Raw genomic sequence first — 17,523 nt, forward strand, 5'->3', positions numbered from 1 at the left:
GACTTACTGTTATGTCTCAATCGGCAACATTGCAACGCGTGCAGGCCGTCGATTTTTACGGCCGCGTGGAGGAGGAAGTGAGAGAACATCCCAATGGAACAGCATTGCTGTTTCTGTACTGTGCTGGCAATCCGTCCGGGACGGAGGCTGAGCTGGCGGAGGTTCAAAGGTTTGTGGACCAGCTGACCGGCGTAAACGGCGAGGTTCTGCACGACGCCAATACCGGCGTATCGGCTGTTACCCTGCCTGGCTACACGCTGGATGCCGCCCATTATCAGGCACTGCTCCTGAAGCAGCATCTGCAGGGCCGTTTCGAGCAAGCGGACCCGCGTATTACGCTTGCAGCGCTTACGGAAGCGCCGCCTCGGCAGACGTTGAAGCAGATGGCGGAAACCGCCAGGCTCAGCACCTCTTCGGATATTCATATATTTACGCAGGAGGAAGCGGACAGCGGCCAAAACCGCATTCTCATTGTGGACCAAGATGCCACGATGAGGGAATTTTTACAGATTCGCTTGGCCATGCAGGGTTACGAAACGCTGGAAGCGGTGGATGGTTTGGAGGCACTGGAGCTGATCCCGAAATGGGAGCCGGATCTTGTCCTGACCGAGCTGAATCTGCATGGCATCGACGGCCTGCCGTTCATTCATCATATCCAGCAGCTGGACGTGAAGGAGCCGCCGAAAATTGTCGTGTTAACCGAGAAGCGGGTAGAGCAAACCATCAGCCAATGTTTCCAAAACGGGGTCGATGACTACGTAACCAAACCGTTCTCGCCGGTGGAGCTGGATGCCCGCATCCGACGCTGCCTTCATTAAACACATGGTTATTAAAGCTTTTAGTTAGATGAGATTCAGGATTGATACGTGATTAGTTGAGCTGAAGAGGTTCTTTAATCGCAAGGAAAGAGTTCAACAAACAAGTCTGTCTTTTGGCCGACGAACAAAAGAAATAGACGAATAGACTATACATCCGATGGAGGTTGAATACTTGTGAATGAGGAATATGAAACTTTATTGAGTGCCATTGAAAATAAGAAAGCTGTACTGGGTGTTGTGGGACTAGGTTATGTAGGTTTGCCGCTGGCTGTGGAGATGGTGAAACAAGGATTTACGGTCATCGGCATCGATCTGGATTCCGACAAAATCGACCGCATTTACCGCGGCGAGTCCTACATTACGGACATCTCGTCCGAAGAGCTTGCGGCATGCATGGAGACCGGACGCTTTAAGCCGACAACGGATTACAGCATGATCGCCGTCATTGACGCGGTCAGCATCTGCGTGCCGACGCCGCTCAGCGAGAATCAGGACCCGGATACTTCCTACATTACAATGGTAGTCGATCAGCTCAAACGCTTCATGAAGCCTAATCTGTTAATTACGCTGGAGAGCACGACGTATCCGGGAACCACGGAGGAACTGATTCAACAACCGATCGAGAAGCTCGGTTACAAGGTCGGCCAGAACTTCTATCTGTGCTTCTCGCCGGAGCGCGTCGATCCGTCCAACAGCCGCTTTAATACGCGGAACACGCCGAAGGTGATCGGCGGCACGACGGATGCCTGCCTGAAGCTGGGCGAAGCGCTGTACAAGCAGTACGTGGAGACGGTTGTACCTGTCAGCAATCCGAAAGTTGCGGAAATGTCCAAGCTGCTGGAGAATACGTTCCGCAGCGTGAACATCGCCTTCGTCAACGAGATGGCGATGATGTGCGACCGTATGGGCATCGATGTATGGGAAGTGATCAATGCGGCGGCCACCAAGCCGTTCGGTTTCATGCCGTTCTATCCGGGGCCAGGCATCGGCGGCCACTGCATCCCGCTGGATCCCATGTACTTATCGTGGAAGGCCAAGGGCTTCCGCTTTTACAGCAAATTCATTGAGCTGGCACAATCCACCAATGACAACATGCCTTACTACGTGATCAACAAAACGGCGACGATTCTGAATGAATATGCCAAATCGATCAAGCGCTCCAATATCCTGTTGTTAGGCATGGCCTACAAACCGGACATCAGCGATTTGCGCGAATCCCCGGGCCTCGAAGTTTACGAACAGTTCAAGGAGAACGGCGCTTATGTGGATTACTACGATCCATATGCCAACAGTTTCGTGGATAAGCAAGGCGAAACGATTCGCAGCGTGGAGTATGATCTCGCGAAATTCAGCCGTTACGATTGCATCGTCCTCATTACGAACCACAGCAATTTGGATTATCATTCGATCGCTTCGGCCGGCGTGCCGATCTTGGACACGCGGAATGCATTTAAAGCGTATGCCGAGCCTCATATTTACAAGATCGGCCATTCCGTTCAGCATGTGCCTGAGCCGGGCGAGGCTGTCTTGATCTGATGAAATGGACGAGAAGACTGAGGCATATCGATGCAAAAGCGAAGTGGATCATCTTGGCTGCCGGCATCTGTCTTTTGCTGCTGATCCTTTTTCTTCTTCCGTCAGGCAAGGTGAATCAAAACAAGGCTACCTGGCTGTGGGATGCAAGTCTGATCCGAAGTGAAACGGAGGAGATTGTAGCCTTTAGCGGCAGGGAAGGCATTACAACGATCTTTTTGCAAATTCAACAAGAGGTTACGGACGAGGAGTACCGCCATTTCGTGGCTGCGGCACATCGGCAGGGCATCAGCGTCCATGCTTTGAACGGCCACCCCGACTGGGCTTATGAGGAAGGCCGGCAAAAAGGGATGGACCTGCTGGCCTGGCTGGAAGAGTACAACCAGGCTTCCGCCCCCGAGGAGAAATTCGAGGGCGTGCAGTTCGATGTGGAGCCTTACGTGCTTCGCAGGTGGGATCGCGAACAGGAACAGGTGGTGGAAGAATGGAGCGCCAACACGGAAGTCTGGGTCCAGGAGGCCAAGCGTCAGGGTCTCCCGTTCAGTGCCGCGGTTCCGTTCTGGCTTGATTCGATACCTGGACCGAGCCGAGCGGATACCGATTCGTTCAGCCGCTGGATGATCCAAAATACGGATGCGATTGCCGTTATGGCATACCGCGACAGCGGGGAGCAGATGTATGAATTGTCGAAGGAGGAGCTGGAGCAGGCCGACGAACTCGGCAAATCCGTGTGGATCGGCATGGAGCTCGGGGATACGGACGAAGGCGAGCATTTGACCTTTTATTCCAAGAGCGAGCAGGAGATGGAGGACGAAGCCCTGCGCGCCGCCAAGCTTGGCAGCGACCATTCCTCCTTCGCGGGATTGGCCGTCCATCACTATCAGGCCTGGGTCCACAAACGAACCGCGATGGGCGGGGAAGAGCAGTGATATTGCCATAATGGCCTGTCGCCTCTGCTCCGTGTTACAAGGAAACAACTTCATATCATTCACTCATTCAACGTACCTCCGAAGGTCTCCAAGAGACTTGCGGGGGTATTTTTTTGTCCAAGGAAGGGAAGGGAAATCGGGTCTGCGAGGTATTGTCTAGAAATTGTAGAGAACCGAATTCTATAATGGGTATCATTGAGCGGCAGGCAGAGGAACATGCTTTGAAACAAAGGGCAAATATTGATATAAGATGGACGACGATTTCTAAGCTCTTATATCATTGATTTTTGAAAAAGGTGGATTTTTATGAATTTTTTCAAAAAAGCATAGCAATTACATCAGGTTGGTGTTAAATTCTAATGGTTTGTTCAGGAGGGGCTCCAGAATAAGCCCTGTTTGAAATGTTAAAGGAGTATTCTAATGAAAAGAGTTTCTAGTAGTAACCGAGTGTTTTGCATGCTTACCCGAATGACCGCTTTGCTGGCGATCCTGGCGTTTATGGGCGGCTGCGGTTTTTTCGGCGGTAAAGCAGCCTCCAGCGATGAAGCGGGAGGTCCGATAGCGCCTGCTCAAAAGGTGGAGCGGTATACGGGGGAGAAGAGCAGGGAAATTCCGTACGTGTATACGGCCAGGAAGGAATTGGCGCTTACCTTTAACGGCATGGGGGATAAAGCCACCATGACGGCACTGATCGATGAACTGGAAACGTACGGAATCAAGGCGACCTTCTTTCTTCCGGGCATCCGAGTGGCGGAGGAGCCGGACATTGCGGGCGCGATCTTGGCCGGAGGCCATGAAATCGAGAACAATACGCTCAATCAGCTGGATATGAACAAGCTGGATTACGATCAGATCTATAAGGAGATCAAGCTGGCAAACGACGTTATTGAACGGGAGACCGGCGCCCAGCCCCGCTATGTCCGGACGCGTTCGGGCGATTACCCGGAAGATGTGCCGCTGGCGGCAGCGCATCTTGGAATGAAGGCGGTTGTCAGCTATAACATCAATCCGAAGGACCGCGATATGCAGAGTGCCGAAGCCATCGGAGAATACGTGGCGAGGTTCGTCTCCAGAGGCGGCATCATCTCCATGAACACCGACGTCAATCCGGAAGTGGTCTCTTCTATAAAATACATTGCCAAGGCCGTGGACGATATCGGATATCGGCTGGTTACGCTGGATGAGCTGGTGCAGAACGGGGGCGAGCGAAAGCCGCTTGAGCAAATTCCGGGATATGACGCTGCCCGCATCAATCCGGATTATCAACGGGCGAAGTATGAGCTGGTTTATCAAGTCGATACCGACAAAAAAGAAGTTGCCCTGACGTTTGACGATTTCGGAAGCGATAAAACGGTGACCCGCATACTCGATATTTTGGCCGAGCATGATGTCAAAGCGACCTTCTTCCTGAGGGCCAAAGGCGTGGAAAGCAATCCGAATTTGGCGCGGGCAATGGTGGAAGGCGGGCATGACGTGGCCAACCATTCCTACAGCCATCCCGTCGTTACATCGCTGACGCCCGAAGAGCTTCAGCAGGATGTCGTCAAGGCGCATCAGGTCATTACCGAAGCCATCCAGCAGCAGCCTGTCATGTTGTTTCGTCCGCCGACCGGCGTGGTCGACGATAAACGGGCCAAAGCGTTGGCGGCAGTCGGTTACCCGGTGATTGCCATGTACGACGTGACGACGCTGGATTGGGATATTTCCAATAGTGCCGACGATATTGTGAACGGGGTTATGACCAAGACGCAGCCGGGAAGCGTCATCTTGCTGCATATGCTGGATGACATTCATACCATTGAGGCGCTGCCGCGCGTGCTGGAAGGCCTCAAGGATAAAGGATACACGTTTGTGAAAATGGCGGACATGATGCAGTTGCAGGAGCAGGCCGCAATGGAGATGGAGTAAAATGGAATTATATGAAAACATGCTGGACCGCGTGAATAAATTGGCGGTCGTCGGACTGGGTTATGTCGGCCTGCCGCTGGCGGTCGCGTTCTCGAAAAGGCTGGATGTCATCGGCTTTGATCTGAGCGAGGCGAAGGTGTCTCAGTATCGCAGCGGATTCGATGCTACCGGTGAGATCGGAGATGACTTGCTTGCGGGCTGTGCGGCCGATTTCACCTCGGATCCGGACAAGCTGAAGGAGGCTCGCTGCTTTATCGTGGCCGTTCCGACACCCGTAAAAAGCGGCAATGTGCCGGACCTGAAATTCGTGCGGAATGCCAGCCGTTTGGTCGGTCGCGCCTTGACGCGGGGAGCGGTGGTTGTCTATGAGTCAACGGTCTATCCGGGCGTTACGGAGGAAGTCTGCATTCCGATTCTCGAAGAGGAGTCGGGCCTGCGGCTGGGCGAGGATTTCAAGGTGGGGTATTCTCCGGAACGGATTAACCCCGGAGACCAGGTCCACCGGCTGGAGACCATCGTGAAAATCGTGTCCGGCAATGATCCGGAGGCGCTGGAGACGGTTGCCAGACTGTATGAGCTGATTATCGAGGCAGGCGTTCACCGGGCGGAATCCATCCGGGTGGCGGAAGCGGCAAAGGTCATCGAGAATGCGCAGCGCGACATCAACATTGCCTTTATGAACGAGCTTTCGATGCTGTTCAACCAGATGGACATCGATACGAATGCCGTGCTGCGCGCAGCGGAAACGAAATGGAATTTCCTCCCGTTCCGCCCTGGTCTCGTCGGCGGGCATTGCATCGGAATCGACCCGTATTATCTGACGTATAAGGCCGAGGATACGGGGTATCATTCCAAGATTATTTTGGCAGGTCGGCATATCAATGACGGAATGGGAAAATACGTCGCCCAGCACGTCATTAAACTTGCGATTCGCCAAGGGATCGATCTGATGAAGGCGAAGGTGGCCGTCATGGGCCTTTCGTTCAAGGAGGACTGCCGGGATATCCGCAATTCCAAGGTCATCGATATTATTCGGGAGCTGCAGGATTACGGAATCCGGCCGATGGTGGCGGACCCGCACGTAGACCCGAAGCAGGCTTACGAGGAATACGGCATCGAGCTGTCGGACATGAGCGAGCTGAGCGGAATCCAGATTGCGGTTGTGGCGGTCGCTCACCGGGAGTTCAAGCAGCTCGGGATCGCGGCATTCAAGGAGATGTTCAGTTCGGAACAGGCGAAGCTTCTGATCGACGTGAAGGGAGCTTATCCAAAAACCGAATGCGAAGCCCATGGCTTTCATTATTGGAGTTTGTAAGATAACGATGGGAGAAGGCAATGAGGATTATAAAAAGAAAGCAATCGAAGAGCACCAAGGAAGTTCTAACGCTTCCGCGCACGGACAGACGGACTCTTTCCTATGTGCCTGATCCGGAGCAGATCCGGATGAACGCGGACCGAAGAGGCAACCGGGCGCAGAAGCCCGGGGAGGATTTGTCCAGCTCTGAGTACGTCAACAAGCTGCGGATGCTCAGCCTGCGTTACGAGGCGGATTTTGAAGTTTTGCTTGTCCCGAACGGGAAAAAGAAAAAAGCCGGGATCAAGGGCGTGGCTGCCGACATTTCGGCCACGGGCCTTCTGCTCAGGCTGCCGGACGACGCTTCAAGCCTCGAAGTCGGCGACAAAGTGAAAGCGCGATTCCGCATCCCCCCGGGGGCTATGCCCGAGGGCTTCGAATCGGCCGTCAGGATCGATGCAACCGTTGTCCGCAGGGCCTTGAATTCGACGGAAGCCGGCGAAGAGCATCTGCTTGCCTTGGAGTTCGAGAAACCGCTCACGGATTATTTTCAGCGCAAACGGTGGGGTTATTCCGTATATTCCGCCAGCGCAATGCTGTTCATGGCGGTGCTCTTCATCATGCTGATGCGGGCGGAGAGCATCATTTATTTCAAATACAACATGGTGCTGTATTTGTACAGCTTGATCGCGGCCCTGTTTCTGCTGACGCGCTACCTGTTCGGAGCGCTGTACCGCGATGTGCCGATCAATCCGGATTATACGCCGGGAGTATCGATTATCATCCCCTGCTTCAATGAAGCGGAATGGATCAAGCGCACGATACTCAGCTGCATGAATCAGGACTACCCCGTAGACAAGCTGGAGGTCATAGTGGTAGACGACCGATCGACGGACCAGTCGGTACAGCAGATCCAGGATATGATCGAGTTGATTCATTCCGAGGCGGAGCGTTACGCTACCCGGGAGCGCTTGTCCTATATGGTGCTGCCCGAGAATGCGGGCAAACGGGCCGCTTTGGTCAAAGGCGTCGAGATGGCCAAGCATGATCTGGTGGTCTTCGTGGATTCGGACAGCTTCCTGGATCCGACGGCGATTCGCCACCTCGTCCAGCCCTTTCAGGATCCCAAGATGGGCGGCGTTGCCGGACGGACGGACGTCGAGAACAAATATACCAATAACATGACGAAGCTGCAGACCGTCCGTTATTATATCGCCTTTCGGATCATGAAAGCGGCAGAGTCCTGGTTTGACAGCGTGACCTGCCTGTCGGGTCCGTTATCCTGCTATCGGAAAGAGCTGATCGTGCAGCATGCGGACGCTTGGCTTAACCAGAAGTTTCTGGGCAGGCCCGCCACCTTCGGAGACGATCGGAGCATGACGAACTTTATTTTGAAAACGCATCGGACCGCTTACCAGGATTCTGCCATTTGCTCGACGATCGTGCCTTCGCAGATGAAGGTGTTTCTGAAGCAGCAGATGCGGTGGAAGCGCTCCTGGCTGCGCGAATCGCTGCGGGCCGGAAGTTTCATATGGCGTAAAGAGCCGTTTATGGCATTGTTTTTTTACATAGGCCTGATCGTGCCGATTGCCGCGCCTGTCGTGGTTGCCTACAACCTCATGTACGTGCCGATCGTTCACGGCATTTTCCCGGGGACCTTCCTGATGGGATTACTGCTGATGGCGCTGCTGATGAGCCTGGCCCACCTGCTGTTCCGGAAGAGCAGACTTTGGGTGTTCGGCTTCGTATTCTGCCTCTTCTATGAATTCGTCCTGTTATGGCAGATGCCGGTGGCTTGGTTTACCTTCTGGAAATCGACGTGGGGGACCAGGGAAACGCCGCAGGATATCGAAGCCAGGGAGAAGAAGGAAGCCCGCAAGCGCAAAGGCAAAAAATTCGGATTACCGTTCTGATCGTGTCAAAGCGGTTGAAGTAAGGATTGAAGTGAGGATGACATATGGCTAAAAAACAAAAAACAGCCCTCAATGTTCGGCGAAAAAATCGCAGGAAAATCATCAAAGTAACGGCACAGGTCATGGTATTGGCCGTTGCAGCCGTCCTGTTGGCCAATGCGATTTTCGATTTTCGAACATATAAGGAGCCGGACAGATCCGCCTGGCGTCAGGATCAGGGCTTTATTGCCCTGTCCTATTTCGGGGTCGGCCGCACCGGGACGTCCAAGCTCGTATCTAAGGCCCAGCTGGATGCCCAGCTGAAGGCCTTATACGAACAGGGCTATACGACGATTTCGCAGCAGGATATCATCGATTATTACAGCCATGGCAAGAAGCTGCCCGACAAGGCGCTGTACCTGTCCTTTGAAGACGGGCGGAATGATTCCGCGCTGTTCGCGCAGCCGCTGCTTGAAAAATATAATTATAAGGCTACCTTTCTGTCCTATGCCAATAAAATGGGCAACAGCGAACGGAAATTTCTGCAGCCGAAGGACATGCTGAAGATGACCCGCACCGGTTATTGGGAGCTTGGGACTAACGGCAACCGGCTGACCTATATCAATATTTTCGATGATGAGGGCCGTTATGTCGGCGTTAAAGACGAGCGCGAGCTGACGGTCAAATCCAACGTGGAATATTACAACCACTATTTGATGGATTTCATCCGCGACGAGAACATGATTCCGCTCGAGAACCGCGCCGAGATGGAAGAGCGGATCCGGGCCGACTATGCGGCAATGGACAAGGTTTACACGGAATCGCTCGGTTACGTTCCGCTCACGTATATGATCATGCATGCCAATGCGCTCGGCGGAGGAATGAATCAGCTTGTGGCGAATGCCAATTCGGATCAGATTCAGAAGCTGTTCGGGATGAATTTCAACCGGGAAGGCGTTGCCTTCAATTCGAAGGATAGCGATCTGTATAATCTGACCCGGGTCCAGCCCGCGCCGTATTGGTCTACCAATCACCTGTTAATGAAGCTGCGTAAGGACCAAGGGCAGCCTATGCAGTTTGTACGGGGCGACACGGAGCAGGCTGACAAGTGGGAGCTGCTTGGCGGAGCGGCAGAATTTACGGATAACCGGATGGTGGTCACATCGCCCCCGTCCCAGGCAGGAAGCGTGTATTTGAAGGGCAGCGGGGAGCAAGACGTCACCGTCTCGGCCAAAGCGCTCGGCAATGTGGTAGGACGGCAGTCGGTTTATGTCCGTTACGACCGAACGAAGGGTTCGTATCTCAGGCTTCTGCTGGAGAACAACCACGTGGTGGTGGAACAGAAGATAGCGGGCCAAGCTCCCGAGGAGCTGTTCACGTACGCCTTGCCGAAGGTGGCATGGGGCGAAGAGGATCTGCAATTCGATAAGGCTTCGGTCTATACAAAGGAGCAGACGCTGTCCGGAGACCGGGATGATGAGAATGAGTACCCTGTCAACATACTCGGAAATCGGTGGCTGGAGATTTCGGTGAAAGGCGATGCCCTGTCCGTGAGCGTTGATCGGCAGGTGCTTCTGGACCGGCAGCCTGTGGATGCATCGATCGGCGCAGGAGGCGTGGCGCTTGAATCGGAGTATCATGAGCAGAACGAAAAGGATGATATTTACGACGCCGTCTTTGAAGATGTCACGATTGTGTCGGAGCCACCGGGTGCCGAACGTAAGCTGCTGTTTACGAACAAGCCGTCCGGACTTGCCGGTGTCCTGACCGGCGTACAGCGAAGCATGAATCGCGCGGTCGACTGGGCTGTCGAGACTTTCTAAAAATTGGGCGTAGGGCGTGAACAACGAATGAAGAATCGCAGGAAGAAATGGGCGGCAGCTGCGGGGGTTGCGGTATTGTGTGCTGCCTCCTTCTGGTGGTTGGAGGATCAAAAGAAGGAGCCATCGATGCTGCCTCAGCCGCTGCAGGCGCAAGTCAAGCTGTCTGCCTGGATTACGGATTGGCAGTGGGAGACGGGCATGACAGATTGGAAGCAGCTCGGCGATGGGCTTGAAGAAATCAAGCTGTTTGCAGCCTATTTCAATCATGAAGACGAGCTTTACTTGACGTCGGATTTTCGGGAGGCGCTGCCTGCGTTCCTGGAGGCGTCCAAGGAAGGGGAGCCGGCTCGCGGCGTCCTGACGATCGTCAACGATCGTTTCCATACCGATGGAACGGCCAAACAGAAGGATCCGGAGCTGATATCCCGGCTCGTCGCTACTCCCGAAAGCCGCAGCCAACATATCAGGCAGATTCTGGACATGGCATCCCAGCACGGCTTCGACGGCGTGGAATTGGATTACGAGAAGGTCCGCAAGGAGGATGGGGCAAACCTCTCCGCGCTGTACGAGGAGCTGTATGAGCGTCTCCGGGCGGAAGGCCTCTCGCTTCGAATCGTGCTGGAGCCGGGCGTATCCTTGTCATCGCTTAAGCTGCCGGAGGGGCCTGATTATGTCCTGATGGCATACAACCTGTACGGGGGGCATAGCGGACCCGGACCGAAGGCGGATTATGCCATGATCAAGGAGCTGGGGGGCAAGCTGCGGCAGCTGCCGGGAGACCATGCCATCGCGCTGTCGGTTGGCGGGTTTGACTGGGCGGAGAATGGCAAGGCGGTCTCTTTAACGGAGAAGCGTGCGGTAGAGCTGGCGCATGCCAGCCCGGACGAACCGAAGCGGGATCCGGACAGCGGGGCCCTATACTTCGAGTACACGGACGACCAAGGCATCGGGCATACCGTATGGTATGCGGACGGAACGACCCTTGCCGGATGGATGGATGCGGCGGGGGAGGCGGGCATTTCGAAGATTGCGATCTGGCGGCTCGGCGAAATGGAAGCAAATACGCTGCAGAAGTTGAGCGAAATTCGACAGCAATCCCATCATGAATGATTTCGCATAACCCAAAAGGACACCCCGCGGCTTCAATAGGAAGCCGCTCGGGGTGTCCTTTCACGTATGGGAACATTCGGGAGGCAGAGCGCTCGTCATTCTGTCCGTCCCACCGGAGGGGGGGTCAATGAATGAGCTTCGAAGCTTTCGCTTTGCGGATCAGTCCGCTGCTGGCCCGGTTGATCGGCTTCTTGAGCGCGATCCCGATCACAAGCGCGATCGCCGCGAAGACCAGCATGAGCAGCATATCGCGGATGACGATATCCCACAGGATGCCGCCGACGGCTTCCCGCATCATGCTGATGGCATAGGTGAACGGCAAATACGGATGCAATGCCTGGAAGAACGGCGGGGTCATCTGGATCGGAAAGGTCCCGCCAGCGCCTGCCAGCTGCAGCACGAGCAGAACGATCGCCATCGCTTTTCCGACATTGCCGAACACGGACACCAGCGTGTAGACGATCAGCATGAAAACGCAGCTGATCAGCAGCGCAAACAGAATGAACCAGCCGGGGTTCACCACATAGGCTCCCAGCAAATAAATATCGCCCAGGGTAACGAACAGCGCCTGGAACAGGGCAATGGTCAGAAAGGTGAGATAGCGTCCGAAGTAAACCTCGATGCTGCGGAAGCTTCTCTCCTCATCATGTACGTCAACGGAGAGCAGGGAAACGAGCAGCAGTGCGCCTACCCACAAGGACAAGGTCGTGAAGAAGGGCGACATCGCGGAGCCGTAGTTCGGGATAGGGTACAGGCGATTCTCTTCCAGCGTAACCGGCTCGGCAAAAAACTGGCTCTCGAGCTCGAAATTGTTTTGGAGAAGATCGATGATCTCTTGAATATCCCCTTCCGCTTCCATCTCGCGCAGCCGGTTGGCCAGCTGCGTAATCCGAAGCTCCGCTTCCGGCAGACGATTTTGGGCGAGCTGCACTTCTTGGCCTCCCACTTTGAGCCCTTTCCGGGCATCTTGAAGCAAACGCTGGATGTCGGGGACGCTGCCAAGCGCCTGGGTCAATTCCTGCTGAACGCGCTTCGCCGTACCTGCGCCCTTGGTGAAGGCCTTGCTTATCGCCGGGCCGATTTCGCTGTCGTACCGGCTTAGCAGCGCGTCGGTCAGCCCGTTAATGTCATCGGTCAGCTTCTTCAGCTTATCGATGGAATCCGCAGGTGCTTCCTCCCCCCGTTCCACGGCTTGGGCAATGCTTTGGAGCGCGGCTTGAGCCGAGGTCCATCGTGCGGCAATGTCCTCGAGCTTAGCGGCCGCGGAAGCCGCCGCCGGGGAGATCGAGCCCAGCCGCTTGAACAATTGCCCCAGCCGGGCCGCGGCTTGCGCTGCAGTCTCAGCGCGCTCCTTCGCAGCGTTCAGGCGGCTGGCCAGCTCCTTCGGGTCGATGTCTTTTTGCCCTAGCGCGTCCAGCACTTGCGAAAGCGCTCCGGTGGCTGCACCCAGCACCTCCAAGTCCTGCCGCAGCGCAGGCTCCAGCGATTTCGAGGCCCCTGCGGCCTGATTCGCGAACTCCGCCAGCGCACCGGCCATTTCCTTGCCGTCCGTGGCAATCCCTTCAAGGCGGGGCAGAGCCGCATCGGCTTGCTCAACCAACCGGTTGGCCAGCTTGATATCCTGCTGGGCCGTGCTCACCGCCTCGTTGAGCTCGGGAAAGCTTTTTTCGAGCCGGAACAGCAAGCTTCGTACTTTGTTGATCGCAGGGAGCTGGTTCTCGATCTCGATCCCGAGCGTGTTGAAAATCTCGAAGATGGTGCCGTTGGCGGTTTTGATGAAATTTTTGCTGACTTCCTCCACGACGGCAGATGCCCCCTGGGCCGTCACCTTGGGCGAAATGGCGTTGATTTTCTCGTTCGTGTAATAGAGGATCTGAGCCTTGACGGGCTCATTGGTCAGTACGGTGCCGATCCGGGCGGAGAAGTTCTCCGGAATGACGATAGCGGCATAATCGGTGCCGCGCCGCACCCCCTGTATCGCATTCTCGCTGTCCTCCGTAAACCGCCACCCCAGCTTCTCATTGTGATGCAGGGACTCCACGATTTCTTTGCCCAGGTTAATGGGCTGGTCGCGAAGGGTGGTGCCTTTATCCAGGTTGGCAACGGCAATGGATACACCTGAGGTTTGGCCGTAGGGATCCCAGGAAGCTTCGATGTTAAACCAGGCATATAGAGAAGGAAGGAGGGCAAGACCCCCGATGATAACGGCTGCAGCCCAATTGCGGACGATTCTACGGATATCGGCAGAATATATATGGAAAATATTCTTCATGAGCGCTCCTGTCTTGTACATAGTTGGAGCTAGTATGCCGCCAAATCCGTGCCAAGATACGAAACGAGCCGCTCCTTTATCTCTTCCTTGAGAGAGGGCCGATCGCAGAGCAGGCTGCCTTCATACCCGCGGCACAGATAATGCACCTGCAGCCCTTCCTCGGGGGTACGGCCCTGGCTTTGAATCCGGATGCCGCGCCGCTTCATCTGCTGTTGAATGGACCAGGCGCGTGCCGAAATCCCTTTTTGGATATGCTGCAGATTTAAAATATAGATTTCGGCCATTTTGAGCTTGAGGGTCTTGAGGATTCCAATATCCCGTTCGAGAACAGACTGAAGCAGGTCATGCAGCAGATAATCTTTGATCAGGGCTTCGTCTTCGACCGAAGGCGGAGGAGGAGTGGAAGGTTTCATCATAAGAGACACATCCCCGGACATGAAAAAAATATAAGAACACACGTTCTATTATATACATGGTATGCCATCCTTATTCGGCCTGCAACCATTAATTTCTGGCATTTGTGATCACCCCGGTGGATTCATGGCGGCATATCGTTTACACTCCTGATAACTGCATTTTTTCTGGAGGAGATTAACCATGATACTGCATAAAGGCGAAATATTGTTCCGGCAAGGGGATAGCGGGGATCATTTATATCACATTCGGAGCGGATTGTTTAAGGTGACCCGTCTGCATGCCAACGGCAATATGGTGCTTTTCAATATTTTATATCCCGGCGAAACGGTACCCCATCACTCGCTGATCAGCCCGAAGGAAACGCATGGAACCGCGATCGCGCTGATTCAGAGCGAAGTGGAGGTAATATCGGCTGAAGCTTGGTATGGACAGCTGGAGGAGGATCCGCGAAAACCGCTCGAGGTTGCCAGATTGCTGCAGGAAAAGGTGAGGTTCATGCAGATGAGGCTGGATCACTTAACCGTGGGCGGGCCGGCGGAGCGGCTGGAGCTGCTGATTCAATGGCTGGATGAGTATTCCCAAGGGATACATTTGACCGAATATTTGACTCAGGAAGAGATCGGACAACTGATCGGGGTAAGGAGAGAAACGGTAAACCGGCTGCTGCGGGAGCACGGCAAGCACGTTTAGCCCATATCCCTTTGCCGACGCCTGAACTAGCTTTATACACCGGTTTATAAAACCCTGTACGAGCATGCGCCGGACAAAGCAATGAGTCGATGCACCCTTCGCGGCTGATCGATGCCGCCGGAAGGCACCAAACCCAAAAAGATGCCCCTTTTGCATAAGAGGGGCATCTTTTTGGGTTTTGAGATACGGTTAACCTAATATTAACTTTCCAGCGTACCGGCCGGACCAAAGAATTCATAGTGGATCCGGTCAGCAGGTACCTCCATCGCTTTCAAATGGCCATTCACGGCACGCATGAACGGAACCGGCCCGCAGAAATAGAAGACGGCTTTCGGATCGACCGTTTTGTGAAGGAACTCCAGATCGATGTAGCCGGTTTGGTGGCAAGTGTCTTCCGTTTCCGGCTGTTCATAAATGACGTACGTGCTTAGCTGCGGATGCTTCGAGGCGAGCTCATCGATATGCAGCTTCATTGCATGCTGACTGCCGCATTTGGCCGCATGGATAAAGGTTACTTTCCGTTCAGGCTGATTCAGCAGCACGGATTCCAGCATGGCCACCATCGGAGTCAAACCGACGCCGCCGCTGATCAAGGCAAGCGGAAGATCGGAGTCCGTATCCAGCGTAAAGGTACCGGCCGGAGCCGTGACCTCGAGAACGGTCCCGACCTCTGCATGACGGTGCAGCCAGTTGGAGACGATGCCGGCAGGCTTTCCATCCAGCTCGTCTTCTCGTTTCACCGTAATTCTGTAGTAAGGATGTCCGGGTGCGGACGAGAGGCTGTAATGACGATTATGATAATAGGCTTCTCCCTCAGGTTTTACCCGAAGCGTGATGTATTGGCCGGGCAGATAATCGGAAATTTCCCCGCCATCCTGCGGTACCAGATAAAAGGAAGTAATGACGGAGCTTTCCTCCCCCTTCCGGTCAATGACGAAATTACGGTATCCGCTCCAGCCGCCGGCTTTGTTTGCGGCTTGCTGGTACATATCCGCCTCGATGCCGATAAAGACATCGGCAATGACGCCATAAGCTTCGGCCCAAGCCTCGATAATTTCGGGCGTTGCGGCATCGCCAAGTACATCCTTCATGGCGCCGAGCAGCGTTTCGCCGACGATCGGATAGTGCTCCGGCAAAATGTTTAATGCCCGGTGCTTGTGTCCGATTTGTTTAACAACCGGGACGATGGCTTCAAGACGGTCGATATGGGCCGCGGCGGCGTATACGGCATTGGCCAGGGCAAAGGGCTGTTTCCCTTCTCTTTGATTCGCATGGTTGAATATGTTAAGAAGTTCTGGGTGATGATGAAACAATTTTTGGTAAAATGCGCTTGTGATTGCCGTGCCGTGGGTTTCCAGAACCGGCACAGTCGATTTAACGACCTCGATCGTACGTTGGCTTAACATGCAGACTCCCCCTTGATTCATATGATACTTAGTCGAGTTGGTGTTCCCTTTAAGTATAGACAGGCGATGGAGCGGCTCTTGTGATTTAGATCACATCGGATTCAGCGAATATGTGAACAACATTTTTACGCGAAGGAGGTTCTTAAAGCTGGATTTTTTACATATTCCATATAGAGATTCCAATTCATTCTAGCCAGCTGTTTAGCTTGTATGCCAACTGTGTTATAATAATGTTAGCACTCTAACTAAAACGAGAAAGGATCAGGATACCATGTGTCCCCGAAGGACGAATCCCCAAAGGACGATTTGGAAACGTTATGATCTCTCATACACATAGCTTCCTTTGTAGAGCGAAGTCGGACGTCTGAAGACAAGGACGGTCTCTACGAAAGGATGGGAACTATGGTTCGAAGGATGAACTCCTCCAGGTTGCCTCAAGGTAGAGATTGGCCTATGTCTGACCAATCTACTACGACAAGAGGGATCCTGTATGAGGAAAAGACAAAACACATTTATCACCATGTCGGCGATGTTGTTCGGAACGTTTTTAATGGCTTTTACGTATTATCACATTAATTTTCACAATCATTTGACCGAAGGCGGCTTTGTCGGCCTTGCGCTGCTTGGCAAATATGCGCTTGATATTCCGCCAGCATTGAGTATGGTCCTTATGGACATACCGGTACTGCTGATTGCCTTGTTCATCAAGGGCCGGAAATTCATATTCAATACCGTTGTTGCGGCGAGCATGTTTACCTTGTTCTACGCATTGATCGAGCGCTATTCCACGCTGGTTATCGATCTGAATCATAACTTGCTGGCAGCCGCGCTGCTGTCCGGATTATTGACGGGCTTTGGAGCCGGCATCGTGCTCCGCTATGGCGGGGCGACAGGCGGTGACGACGTAATCTCCGTGCTGTTCAGCGAGTGGAGCGGGCTTAAGGTAGGGACGGTGTTTTTCCTGATGGATGCCGTAGTACTGCTATTATCGCTATTCTATATGCCATTGGTTGAAACCTTATATACTATATTAGCCGTATCGATTGCCGGGCAAGTGATCACCATCACAGTGACGTACGGTACCGAGAAAGCGGAAAAGAAACCGGTTCGGAAGGCGGTCCGTGCCCCAAGCACTTCGGTTACTCCGAAAACAGCGCAGCATACCGTTAGCGGCCGTTCGTAATGCGGTCCCAATAAGAGAAGCTCACCCGCATGTAGGGTGAGCTTCTTTCATGTGCTTTATATCGATTACTTCTCGTCCTTGGGGTGGTTCTCGTCCCACTCCTGTGCCTTGGCGGTGGCGATGGCGATGGCACGTCCCTCATCGTAGTTCTCCTCCAGCAAGGCATTGGCAATTTCCACGGCTTTATTCCTCACCCGGGGCTCCAGATTTTTCATGGATGGCGGATAATCATTTTTGCTCCAAGGCAT

At 54.0% G+C, this 17,523-nt stretch carries 14 protein-coding genes; 10 read left to right on the top strand and 4 right to left on the bottom strand.

Going from position 1 to position 17,523, the window contains the following annotated elements; genetic code table 11:
- Nucleotides 1-11 precede the first annotated feature (11 nt).
- The 8 genes from MHI43_RS10285 to MHI43_RS10320 all read left to right on the top strand — a co-directional run bounded on the left by MHI43_RS10285 (nucleotide 12) and on the right by MHI43_RS10320 (nucleotide 11,307).
- Complete coding sequence (locus MHI43_RS10285) at nucleotides 12-818, top strand: response regulator transcription factor (RefSeq protein ID WP_015734404.1); 807 nt, start codon at nucleotides 12-14, stop codon at nucleotides 816-818.
- Between the two features lie 174 nt (nucleotides 819-992).
- A complete protein-coding gene (locus tag MHI43_RS10290; protein ID WP_015734405.1) occupies nucleotides 993-2,354 on the top strand; it encodes a nucleotide sugar dehydrogenase in 1,362 nt (453 codons plus the stop codon).
- A complete protein-coding gene (locus MHI43_RS10295; protein WP_015734406.1) occupies nucleotides 2,354-3,280 on the top strand; it encodes a hypothetical protein in 927 nt (308 codons plus the stop codon). Before MHI43_RS10290 ends, MHI43_RS10295 begins: the two co-directional genes overlap by 1 nt.
- A 468-nt stretch (nucleotides 3,281-3,748) precedes the next feature.
- Nucleotides 3,749-5,188 (top strand): polysaccharide deacetylase family protein, encoded by a 1,440-nt coding sequence (locus MHI43_RS10300; protein ID WP_341283255.1) that lies wholly within the window; start codon nucleotides 3,749-3,751, stop codon nucleotides 5,186-5,188.
- Between the two features lies 1 nt (nucleotide 5,189).
- The gene (locus MHI43_RS10305) at nucleotides 5,190-6,503 is read left to right on the top strand and encodes a nucleotide sugar dehydrogenase (protein ID WP_015734408.1); all 1,314 of its coding nucleotides are present in this window, start codon (nucleotides 5,190-5,192) and stop codon (nucleotides 6,501-6,503) included.
- Between the two features lie 20 nt (nucleotides 6,504-6,523).
- On the top strand, nucleotides 6,524-8,395 hold the full coding sequence (locus tag MHI43_RS10310; protein WP_015734409.1) for a glycosyltransferase: 1,872 nt from the start codon (nucleotides 6,524-6,526) through the stop codon (nucleotides 8,393-8,395).
- A gap of 44 nt (nucleotides 8,396-8,439) precedes the next feature.
- On the top strand, nucleotides 8,440-10,197 hold the full coding sequence (locus MHI43_RS10315; RefSeq protein WP_015734410.1) for a polysaccharide deacetylase family protein: 1,758 nt from the start codon (nucleotides 8,440-8,442) through the stop codon (nucleotides 10,195-10,197).
- A 27-nt stretch (nucleotides 10,198-10,224) separates the two neighbouring features.
- Nucleotides 10,225-11,307 (top strand): glycosyl hydrolase family 18 protein, encoded by a 1,083-nt coding sequence (locus tag MHI43_RS10320; RefSeq protein ID WP_036665779.1) that lies wholly within the window; start codon nucleotides 10,225-10,227, stop codon nucleotides 11,305-11,307.
- A gap of 124 nt (nucleotides 11,308-11,431) precedes the next feature.
- Here MHI43_RS10320 and MHI43_RS10325 read toward each other — a convergent pair whose 3' ends face one another.
- Nucleotides 11,432-13,579 (bottom strand): YhgE/Pip domain-containing protein, encoded by a 2,148-nt coding sequence (locus MHI43_RS10325; protein WP_015734412.1) that lies wholly within the window; start codon nucleotides 13,577-13,579, stop codon nucleotides 11,432-11,434.
- Nucleotides 13,580-13,608: 29 nt separating this feature from the next.
- The gene (locus MHI43_RS10330; RefSeq protein WP_015734413.1) at nucleotides 13,609-13,995 is read right to left on the bottom strand and encodes a hypothetical protein; all 387 of its coding nucleotides are present in this window, start codon (nucleotides 13,993-13,995) and stop codon (nucleotides 13,609-13,611) included.
- A 181-nt stretch (nucleotides 13,996-14,176) separates the two neighbouring features.
- Here MHI43_RS10330 and MHI43_RS10335 point away from each other — a divergent pair, with 181 nt between their 5' ends.
- Nucleotides 14,177-14,686, top strand: a complete 510-nt coding sequence (locus tag MHI43_RS10335; protein WP_015734414.1) for a Crp/Fnr family transcriptional regulator — start codon at nucleotides 14,177-14,179, stop codon at nucleotides 14,684-14,686.
- 200 nt (nucleotides 14,687-14,886) lie between these two features.
- Here the strand turns inward: MHI43_RS10335 and hmpA are convergent, their stop codons facing one another.
- Nucleotides 14,887-16,092 (bottom strand): NO-inducible flavohemoprotein, encoded by a 1,206-nt coding sequence (gene hmpA, locus MHI43_RS10340; protein WP_015734415.1) that lies wholly within the window; start codon nucleotides 16,090-16,092, stop codon nucleotides 14,887-14,889.
- Between the two features lie 490 nt (nucleotides 16,093-16,582).
- On the opposite strand from hmpA, the gene MHI43_RS10345 reads away from it, so the two are divergent.
- The gene (locus MHI43_RS10345) at nucleotides 16,583-17,275 is read left to right on the top strand and encodes a YitT family protein (protein ID WP_015734416.1); all 693 of its coding nucleotides are present in this window, start codon (nucleotides 16,583-16,585) and stop codon (nucleotides 17,273-17,275) included.
- A gap of 65 nt (nucleotides 17,276-17,340) precedes the next feature.
- Here MHI43_RS10345 and MHI43_RS10350 read toward each other — a convergent pair whose 3' ends face one another.
- The gene (locus MHI43_RS10350) at nucleotides 17,341-17,523 is read right to left on the bottom strand and encodes a hypothetical protein (RefSeq protein ID WP_015734417.1); all 183 of its coding nucleotides are present in this window, start codon (nucleotides 17,521-17,523) and stop codon (nucleotides 17,341-17,343) included.

The organism is Paenibacillus sp. FSL H8-0457, assembly GCF_038051935.1.
Classification (GTDB): domain Bacteria; phylum Bacillota; class Bacilli; order Paenibacillales; family Paenibacillaceae; genus Paenibacillus_AQ; species Paenibacillus_AQ lautus_A.